We start from the raw sequence: 10,486 nt of genomic DNA on the forward strand, positions 1-10,486 counted from the left end.
ACCAGCCAACTCATGTACGTGGCCCAGGAGCATAGCATCTATGGATCTTCTAGAGTTGGTGTAGATAATCGTAAGGATACACTCTACAAAGCAGGTAATTATTCTCCCGCCTGGGGCGGAGCCAATACCTCCCGTCGTGCACTGGGTCTCAAATCCTTTGAACTCGCAAACCACCTCGGAAATGTCCTTGTAACCGTCTCTGATAAACCCATTTATAAGGTTTCTAGCGCAACTATCTACTTTAATCCCGAAATAACCTCAACTTCCGATTATTACCCCTTCGGGGCGCCTATAAATGGACGAAGCTTCTCCAGTGAGGCTTATAGGTTTGGGTTTAACACCCAAGAAAAAACCGACGAAATAAGTGGACCCGGTAATCATAATACAGCAACATTTTGGGAATATGATACAAGGCTGGGGAGAAGGTGGAATCAAGACCCAAAATTTGTTATCGGTGTAAGCCCCTATGCAATTAATGGCGATAATCCCATTTTTTATACAGACCCTAAAGGAGATTTTAAAACATGGCTTGGTGCTCAATTGTATAAGTATTCCCATGGCGCTCGGGGTCATGTATCCAAAGCCAATTCTGGTATCCACAAAGGGGAATGGTCAGTGTCTAATCGGGTAGATACTAAAGGAGGCGAACCAGCAAACGAAATAAGTGTAGGTGAAGTTAGAATAAAACAACAAGTGAGATGGGAATGGTGGCAAAGCAATACAACTGAGAAAGCTCAACGTGGGGGGGGTGCTTCTGGAGACCCAACATACAACAACGTAAATACAGGGCTTGGAGCTTTGGGAATTGGTTGGGGAACTAAAGAACTTATGATGAAAGCAGCTGTTGCTGAAGTAAGGGGCATTAGCATTGCAAAAGTTAATAGCGTGAGTAATCTTAGAGTTTTAGGCTCAGGGGCTTGGTATACGAAGTTAACAAGCCAAGTAAGTAGGGGGTCAAATTTATTAGGTGCAGGTATGACCCTTGCAGATGGAGCCGTTAATGGATTTCATGCACACCATGCAGCAGATTTAGGCATACAATCTATAATATATGGAATTAGTTATTCTATACCGATAGCGGGTTGGATTGTAGGCGGAGGATACTTTTTAGGCGATATGTATTTTCAAAGCACACACAATGGAATGAGTATCACACAATATTATTTAGACGGTAAAAAATAGCACGATGAACATTTACAATTTTATATACTGCTATTTTTACAATATGTGGAAAAGCAAAGGTGGTGGAAGAATTGATTCTTCTGCTCACGTGCTATTTTCCATTTTAATACACGTTCTCTTAATTGCAGAAATAATAAGGGATATAACAGGCTTTAATATAATTAGCTTGCCTAATTTTGGAGCGTATGGAATAAACAAAACAATGTATTTTTTTCTTGCTGTTCCTCTGTGGATTGGGCTTTGGTTCTTTTATAACCGAGAACGAACCAAGCGATTATTAAAAGACTACCATCAAAAATACGGTGAAGCAGGAAGTAAAAACACTCTTAAAATTTTACTGTATTTTGTTATACCAATTGTACTGCTAATTACACTTGCCGTAATCAGGCAAAAAAGTTAAACAACAAAGCCCGCAATTGCGGGCTTTTGTTTTATGTGCCAGATAGTGACCTCTTCCCAAAAAATCGCACCGTTCTAAACTAGATTTTTCAGGGTAATGACCCCTCCTCAGATGCAAATTACAGGTATTAACTGAGGTGTTAAGCCAAGAATAAGGCGGCTGTTTTTGGAGGCGATTGGTTCCGGCGGAGATGGGTCAGTTCGCGGCGACGAATAGGGTTTGTGTTCGGCGTTTTTTCCACACTGGCGTCAAATCGATTAGTAACAAGTGTTTGTAACAAATATTTTCTTTTTTTGTTACAAAATGACCCAATCGTAACAAATATTGAATAAATTTGTTACAAAATAAAGAATGAGCATAGAAGAGAGCATATTGATAAGTATAAAAGCCCTTCCTGCAGGAGATCTGTTTCTGCCCGCCGATTTTAGCGATCTTGGATCATCCGAAGCGGTAAGGATATCATTGTTTAGGTTAGAAAAAGAAGGTGTGATCTACAGAGTGGCTCAAGGCATTTATGTTCTACCCAAGGAGAGTAGCTTTTTGGGTAAACTAATACCCTCAGCTGAAGAGGTAGCAGAAGCCATTGCCAAACGCGACCGGATACGAACTTTACCAACCGGAAGCTATGCTTTGAACGCCCTGGGGTTGAGCACCCAAGTACCCATGAATATTGTATTGCTTACAGATGGCTCGCCGCGTGAAATAAAGGTAGGCAAGCGCACAATTAAATTCAAGAAGACTACACCCAAAAACCTAATGACCAAAGGAAAAATAAGTCGCCTGGCTATACAAGCATTAAAAGAAATTGGCAGCGGCAAGGTAACGGATGCGGAAGAAAAGAAGATTGTCAACCTGCTTCAGAAAGAAGATAAAACGGATCTCAAACACGACATCGCCCTAGCGCCGGTATGGATTCAGAAAATCATAAAAAAAGCATTATCTGATGGCGAAGCTTGATTTTTATAACATAGACAAGGCAGAGAAAGAAGCTATTTTTAATGCCGTTGCTACAGAAATGGGCATGACACCCTTTGCTGTTGAAAAAGACTGGTGGGTAAGCCGGACCCTAAACATAATCTTTCAGATGGATATCGCTGCACATTTGGTATTCAAAGGCGGCACCTCATTGAGTAAAGCATGGAAACTGATTGACCGATTTTCGGAAGATATTGATTTGGCTATTGATAAGGAGTTTTTTGAGGGCTATCAAGGAGACATAACCAGAACACAAATAAGTAAGCTGAGAAAAGAAGCTGGCAATTACACAACAGGCACCTTCTTCGCTGATTTACAAGAGGCATTCAAGGAAAGAGGTTTTGATGTACTTGAATGTAAAATTTTAGATAGTGGCGAAGGCGACCAGGACCCCAGAATTATTGAGATTTATTACCCAAACATCATAGCCCAACCCACGGAATATGTATTACCTCGGGTGCTGTTGGAAATCAGTTGCCGATCATTGCGAGAGCCATTTACTTCTCAGAAGTTTGGGTCGATGGTAGATGAACATTATGCTGATAGGGATTTTGCAGAATCATTATTTGAAGTGCCGACCGTTAATCCGGAACGGACTTTTTTAGAAAAGTTATTCTTGCTGCACGAAGAGTTCCACCGTCATGCAGAAAAAATGAGGGTAGATAGATTGAGCCGTCATTTATACGACATTTATCACTTAACCAAAGCGGGTATATTTAAACAGGCCATCAGCGACAAGGAGCTATATGAGACAATTGTGGCACACCGCTACAAGTTTTCAAGGGTCGGCGATGTAGATTATAATCTGCACAATCCACGCACTCTCAATCCCATTCCGGTTGAGGGAAAAATGGCAGAATGGAAAGCCGACTACGCAAAAATGATGGAGGAAATGATCTACGAAGAACACAAACCCTCATTTGATGATTTAATAAACAACCTGCAAGAATTGAGAACTCAATTACAAGCAGTGGAATGGATCTTTGAACTCTCATTTCCCGTTCCCAATTCGTAATTTATTTGACGGACCTCTTCCCATAAATCAAATAACCGAAGATAGAGTTTCAGGTGGAAAAAACGCTGACGACAAACCCTATTCGTCGCTGTAAACTGACGCATCTCCGTCGGAACTACTCACATCCAAAAACGCCCAAAGTGTTCTTGATTTAACACCCCGATTAGTACCTATAATTTGCCTCCACTGCGGGGGTCAATTTCAGTCCGACGGAGTGGGTCAGTTTGTCCGATTATTCCAGATGTTATGCCCACAATAAATAAACTGTTTGAAGGAAAGGTCTTAAAGGGTGCGGATGCTAAGAAATGGGATGCTCAAACTCTATCTAACGAACAAAATGTTATACAACCCCTGTACAATAATTTATCAAAAGATGATCTTAAGATATTAAATGATAACATAAAATTGACTTATGGTGATGATTGGAGTGGGTCTGTTGAAAACCAGTCTGATAGATGGGTTTTTGGAATGAAACAAATGGGCTATAAAGATGTTAAACCTTGGGATATGCCTATATGGAAAAAACGCTGAAATTGTCCCCTGTTCGTCGGAGTAAATTGACCCCACTTCGTCGGGGTAATTTGACCCAATCAAAACAATCAATTTGGTCCATGTTTAACTCAGAAGTTTACATATTTAACTGTCGCATAAGTAGGGGGTCAATTTTAGTCCGACGAAGAAGGGACGACTTGGCCGATTATTCCAAATTACTTCTAAAATTTACATTGATGAAAACTAGGTTACATTTATTAGGACGCAAAATAACATTAGGAATTTTGACATTCTGCTTAAGCTTTGGATTCGTGAACCAAGTTCAATCTCAGCAGTTTGTCAATGGTAAGTTGGTGCGTAAAGAAAAATTTCCTGGTGGCGGCGGAGACACTTATTTAAAGTATGGTGCGGACTATAAAAAATTATATACTAAAGCCAATATGGCTTCTGATCTATATCAAGAAAATTATTTTAGGCAATATCATTTAGATGGCTTTGATACGCTGAGACATAATTCTTGCAAGGTATTTGAGTTAATTCCAAACTATTCCGAATATGGGGACCGCTTCAGTTTGGATTCCAGCGTTTCTGCTCACATTCTCGTGAACGGTGATACTTTTTCCGATTTCGGATTTAGTTTAAAATTAAATGCCCCATTATTAAAAGACAGCAATTACAATTTGAGCTTTCTGGTCGCTTCGGCCGAAGCTTATCGCATTCCATTTAAATTTTTTAATAAAAAGTTGAATCCCTATGAAGACTTTAAAATTTACATCACGCAAAGTAATAGCCCAAATTCCGAAGGGGATCTAATTGCTATAATTCGTAGGCAGGATGTATACGAACTCGATTCAAGTACTTATTTCCCGTATACTTCGGGAATTTATGACAGAAGCTCAGTGCCTTACAAGACAATGGAGCCATTTTATTATCGGGTAAGAAAAGAAATCAAAGGAGCTAATTCAGGACAGTACATTACCATTAGGGCAAAAACGCAAATCACTGATTCTGTTTCTCGGCTCTTTAGGTATAACTGTAAACCTAGCGTATTATTCTGGAAAAATCAAAACCTTTTGGAGAGGGGCTTTTTATCCACCGACTACCAAATTCGATGCCCGTTTACATTGATAAAAACTGGAGATTTATGTAATCAAAAAAATCCGCTTGCATTGAAAAGTTCTTCCCAGCATAACACCGATAAGTTTCTGTGGTCTACCGGTGATACCTCCCCTACCTTAAATGTCATTAGCCCAGGGTTGTATTGGGTTGAGAAAAATAGAAATGGATGTATTGCACGAGATTCCATCATTATTAATAAATCGTTGAGTGTTACAACAAGCACTGTAACCGTTAAAAAATGTAAGGACAGCATATTAACCATCGGCTTACAATCCTTCCCAAATCAGAACAATTACCAATGGAATTCCGGTAGTAAAAATCAACAGTTATCCGTTTCAATACCGGGCTGTTATATACGAAATTCTCAATTGCTTGGTTGTTCGCTAGTTGACACATTTCTGGTTCAAAATTACCCCCAGCACAAAGCCATTGACAAAATTAATTACACATTGTGCATAGGAGATTCCATCGCCTTGACAGGCCTAACAAAAAAGTTGGCTTGGTATCGCAAAAACTTATTTTTGAGCGATTTGAGCGTTTTGCAAATCCACGGAATTCAAGACGACACATTGGTATTGAAATCCATTGATAACTGCTGGCAATTGGATACCATTATAATAAAAGTAGAGAAATGCCAACTCGATGATACTGGGTTTCTTTACATCCCCAATGCTTTCACCCCCAATAAAGATGGTAAAAACGATGTGTTTATTATTCCAGGAAAATCGATTCACAATTACGAAATGACAATTTACAATCGCTGGGGAGAGCAGGTATTCTTTACTACCAACGCCGCCGAAGGTTGGGATGGTACATATCGAAATGTCGATGCCCCTGCAGGAACATATGTGGTTGTTTTGAAATACAAACCAAACAGTACTTCGGGATCTCAAAACAAATCTGAAAACTTAAATACATCAATTCAACTATTACGTTGAGTTATTGGAAAAAACGCTGACGACAAACCCTATGAGTCGCTGTAAACTGACGCATCTCCGTCGGAAATACTCACATCCAAAAATAACCAATGTTACCAGTGTTTACATCCTTATTATGCATCATTGATTTGCCTCAACTTAGGGGGTCAATTTCAGTCCGACGAAGAGGGGTTGGTTTGTCCGATTATTAAAATCAAAGGTTAGATAATAATCTGAGAGCCTCTACCAAAGCAGAATTATCGAACTACTGAATTTGGTTTGACTAATTCGGAAGTTACAGGTTAGATAATAATCTGAGAACCTCCATCATTTTCCCCCAAAAAATTTCATTTTCTTGTATATTGCCCTCATGAAAAAATTACTCAACATCCTCTTCATCACAACTTTGGCGATCAATGCAACCCGCGCTCAGAATACCCGATACTTGGACCCTGTCTTCACAGCAGTCACAAAAACCACAGTGACCTACTCTGATGTCTTCAATGATGATTATCACAAAATGGACATTTACACACCCAACAACGACAATCTCGGTAAACGACCATTGATTGTTTATGTTCATGGCGGCGCATTTTACGCGGGTGACAAGGCAAGTCAAGACTGTATTGATTTTTGCACCGCGTTTGCCAAGAAAGGCTACGTGGCTGTATCCGTCAACTATCGTTTGGCCAATGCCTTTTTATTCCTAACCGACAAAAAAATTCAACTCAATGCCGTTTTACAATCCATTGCCGACGTAAAAGCTTCACTACGCTATTTTGTCAAAGACGCATCGGGGAGTAACCAATACAAAGTGGATACAACCGCATTCTTTTTGGGAGGATACTCTGCCGGTGCAGTAGCATCTTTACACACAGGTTGGGTTAAATCCGAATCTGAACTCGACGCAAATCTCCAAGATATCCTCAAAAACGGCATCAAAACCCTGAATGGTGACGCCGGAAATAACGGTTATAGCAATCCAATAAAAGCCTTATACAGCATGGCAGGTGCAGTTTATCAAACCAGTTATATCTCACCAAATGACTTACCTGTTTGGATGGGTCACGCCAAAGACGACGCCACAGTATCTTATAACTGCGCACCGGGCCTAAACAACGCTTTGGTTGTTACGCTCTGTGGCACTGGTAAAATGATACCAAAACTAGATTCTGCGGGTGTGAAATATGATTCAATGATATTAGAAACTGGCGGTCATTCATGGCCTGGACTTGGCAATAACGGGAAGGATTTCAAAAAAGCTGTTACAGAAATAGCAGAATTCTTCTACCCCATGATTCCACAAAACACTCAATCCATCAAAAAACCAGAAACCTATCAAGCCATTTCTATTTATCCCAACCCTACTCAAGGATTAATTCAAATCATTCAACATGGCGCAGTGGGATTAGGAAACTATCGCATTGTAAATGGGCTGGGTCAGAATGTAATGTCGGGTTTTATTGGCGATAAGCAGGCCGTACTGGATCTCAACCACTTGCCAAAAGGGTACTACAAACTAGTTTGGGGAAATCCTGCTTTGGAAATTCAGTCCATTGTGCTGGAATAATAATAGTTCCTCGTTTACGCCTCAATCGATACACATTGTAATGCGCGGATTCGTAATAAAACATTTGTCCGTTCAATGATCAAAAACCATTCCTTTAGAAATGCAAAGGGTCCGAAATTTATCGGACCCTTTGCATTCAACATATAAAGCTTAATTGAAATTTAAAATGTGGGACAATGGTCTACTTTTCTTCTTGGAAGACCTTGGTATTTCTTGTTCCTTGACATCGATTCACCTTGGCCACAGGCGGCAGATCGAGATATTTTAATCTTATCATTTGCACCCCAAATCGGAATGCGGTAATTCAAGGTAACTGTAGAATAATAGTCCTTATGTCGAGATTCCAAAGTCGACATACCATCCAAAACATCTCCATTTATTTGATTGGTTAATACCTCAACCGAATAAACGCTGCCCCTTCTGTTTGTTAGTACATCAATACCCAAACCGACCGGCACAACAAATGATTTTGTATTGCCCATTGCCTGAGAACTAATCACTTCACCATTTGCATTCTTTACTGAATACGACATCAAACCATACTTAATTCCAGTTGTGAAATACACCGGCAACCGTGACACTGGGTAATACTCTACCATCAAACCCCCATCCAATATTTTTCCATTTAGCGACAGATTTCGTTGTTGAAAAAAGGCATCTCTTGAATATTTATCAAAGGCGGCGTATTCTGAATATCCAGCATTGGCTCTTAGCTTAACACCGGGTAAAATCGAAAATTTCGCGAAACCCTGGGTAGCTAGCTTGCCATGAGCAACAGTAGCATTTACATAATTTGAAGCAGCGGTATGAGCTCCAATTTCTCCACGATACACCGACATCCCCGCGCCCATTCCTAATTCGATTTGGCCTTGAACAATTGAACATTGCAAAGCGATTCCACTGATAATTAATAACTTGTTTTTCATAAGGGTTAATTAAAGGGTTAGACAAAAAAGAGAACTAAAACCCTAGACACCGTTAAAAGTGCTCAACCCCCAAATGAAAAAAATAAAATCTCCTTTTTATTTCAAATCATACGATTTGATTTCCGTATGGTAAGCATTTCCACTCGATGCATAATCGTCGTCTACCATCACCAAACCCACTTTTGGCGCGTAATACGCATCGGATGTATAGCCCAAAGATGGTATGTTTAATCGAATATGAACAACATTCTCAAACGATTTACTTCCAACCGTTTTAGAGACCGTTTCGATGACTTCGTAGTTGTACTGCTTAAAAATTCCGCCCAATCCCTTAATCGACTTCGACCATTTTTTACCGGTCTGCATTGAATCCTTTAAATAAACAATTTCTTGGGTGGCGCCATCGGCATCCAAAACCAAAACGCTATAATTTCCCTTGCTGTAACGATAGTAGTTTCGACTGATAACCCCCGCGGTATTTGTCTTATACATTTGAAAAGTGTTCGATAAATAAAGCGCAGTTGAATCTTCCACTTTCACTGTCCAGTCGCTGCTCGATGTCCCCGTGGTAGAATAACTCCAATTGGAACCAACCTTAGAATTCAAATATTCTCCCGGTCCAGGCATCGACTTTACGGGATCCTTTTCACATGCACCCATACCAAAAATTAATGTCGCTGATACCAAGGCTAAAGTGAGCCCCTTTGAAATACTAAGTGCAGAATTCATATCGTTTTTATTTGATTCAAGATTACCATTTTTTGACGACGCAAAAAAGCATGTTCCCCGCATCGTATAGAAAATCAAACACTCGTTCGATTACTCGGTACTATCTGATGTCAATTTATAAAGCGCATAATGTTCATTCTCAAATACCAATTCAACGTCTGGCGTGGCACTCGATTGGGTGATATCCAATGTCACCCAATTCTTATAACTGGATTTATTTAACACCAAATATTTCGCACCCTTCTTGACCCATGTGCTCATTTGGTTGTTATCCAAAACTTGTTCATTCAACGCAACCCAACCCTTTCTATTTAGGAAATACAATTCTTGTGGATTCACGCCTGAATTGATGATTACAAGATCTGATTTGGGTATGTGGCTACTCACCTCCGATGCTAAGGTGAGTTTGTACATTTCACTTTTTTTGATAAAATGGTCGTGCATTTGGTTTGATACCCCTTCTAATACGATGAAAAAAATCAGCACATTGGGTAGCTTGTTTCCAAAGCGCAAGCCTGACAATGAGCTCAAGCCGAAGCCCACGAATAAACACATAATAGGCACAAATGGAATCACATAATAGGTGTGCTGGGGGAAAACTGACCCCGTTTTTACCATGTAAAAAACAAAAACCAAAGTAACCGAAGCCACACCAGTCCAAAAGGCTTTGTCGCGTTTAACAGCACAGACAACAACGCCGTAAATCATCGCGGCCAGGGCAAGAAAACTATAAAAACTGGTGAAGTAAAACTTCTCCAATAACAATGGCCAAAGCGGAAGAATTTCCCGAACTCCCTCCATCAAACCCTTTGAAATAAACCAAGGGTATCCAAACGTATTTAAGTAGGGAACCCAATAGAAATACCAGACAATGGCGGGCAGGATCGACAAAAAAGCCCCGGAAAAAATCAAGATTTTTGTTTTTCGTTGCATTTGATTCATCCAAACCATCGGAAGCAACGCCGCCACCAAACAAGCCGCCGGAATCTTACTCAGCACTCCGAATGAAATGAAGACGAAACCCAATATCCAATCCTTAAATCTGATTTGGATGCAATATTGTACCCAATAACTCAAACCAATGATAACGAGTGAAACGGCAAAAGTATCGGGCATGATTTTTCTGGAAATGGAAAACCAAACGGAAGCCATCAAAGTCAA

Annotated in this window: 10 protein-coding genes; 7 read left to right on the top strand and 3 right to left on the bottom strand. The window is 40.1% G+C overall.

Going from position 1 to position 10,486, the window contains the following annotated elements:
* From ABWO12_RS11315 to ABWO12_RS11345, 7 genes are all read left to right on the top strand, one after another.
* Positions 1–1,182 (top strand): hypothetical protein (locus ABWO12_RS11315; protein WP_353089054.1); only part of this gene is annotated, 1,182 nt, incomplete at its 5' end.
* Positions 1,183–1,186: 4 nt separating this feature from the next.
* Positions 1,187–1,582, top strand: a complete 396-nt coding sequence (locus ABWO12_RS11320; protein ID WP_353089055.1) for a hypothetical protein — start codon at positions 1,187–1,189, stop codon at positions 1,580–1,582.
* Positions 1,583–1,933: 351 nt separating this feature from the next.
* Positions 1,934–2,539, top strand: a complete 606-nt coding sequence (locus ABWO12_RS11325) for a DUF6088 family protein (RefSeq protein ID WP_353089056.1) — start codon at positions 1,934–1,936, stop codon at positions 2,537–2,539.
* The gene (locus ABWO12_RS11330) at positions 2,526–3,572 is read left to right on the top strand and encodes a nucleotidyl transferase AbiEii/AbiGii toxin family protein (protein ID WP_353089057.1); all 1,047 of its coding nucleotides are present in this window, start codon (positions 2,526–2,528) and stop codon (positions 3,570–3,572) included. Before ABWO12_RS11325 ends, ABWO12_RS11330 begins: the two co-directional genes overlap by 14 nt.
* A 246-nt stretch (positions 3,573–3,818) precedes the next feature.
* Positions 3,819–4,103, top strand: coding sequence for a hypothetical protein (locus tag ABWO12_RS11335; RefSeq protein ID WP_353089058.1), 285 nt, complete (start codon positions 3,819–3,821; stop codon positions 4,101–4,103).
* Between the two features lie 197 nt (positions 4,104–4,300).
* Positions 4,301–6,121 (top strand): T9SS type B sorting domain-containing protein, encoded by a 1,821-nt coding sequence (locus ABWO12_RS11340; protein WP_353089059.1) that lies wholly within the window; start codon positions 4,301–4,303, stop codon positions 6,119–6,121.
* Between the two features lie 349 nt (positions 6,122–6,470).
* Positions 6,471–7,670 carry a carboxylesterase family protein gene (locus ABWO12_RS11345; protein WP_353089060.1) on the top strand — a complete coding sequence of 400 codons (1,200 nt, stop codon included), beginning with the start codon at positions 6,471–6,473 and terminating at the stop codon, positions 7,668–7,670.
* A gap of 161 nt (positions 7,671–7,831) precedes the next feature.
* Here ABWO12_RS11345 and ABWO12_RS11350 read toward each other — a convergent pair whose 3' ends face one another.
* The 3 genes from ABWO12_RS11350 to ABWO12_RS11360 form a co-directional block, all read right to left on the bottom strand.
* Positions 7,832–8,596 (bottom strand): hypothetical protein, encoded by a 765-nt coding sequence (locus tag ABWO12_RS11350; RefSeq protein ID WP_353089061.1) that lies wholly within the window; start codon positions 8,594–8,596, stop codon positions 7,832–7,834.
* Positions 8,597–8,692: 96 nt separating this feature from the next.
* A complete protein-coding gene (locus ABWO12_RS11355) occupies positions 8,693–9,325 on the bottom strand; it encodes a hypothetical protein (RefSeq protein WP_353089062.1) in 633 nt (210 codons plus the stop codon).
* 90 nt (positions 9,326–9,415) lie between these two features.
* Positions 9,416–10,486: ArnT family glycosyltransferase (locus ABWO12_RS11360; RefSeq protein WP_353089063.1), on the bottom strand; the 1,071-nt coding region annotated here is incomplete at its 5' end.

This window comes from Flavobacterium sp. (assembly GCF_040379285.1).
Taxonomy (GTDB): domain Bacteria; phylum Bacteroidota; class Bacteroidia; order Flavobacteriales; family Flavobacteriaceae; genus Flavobacterium.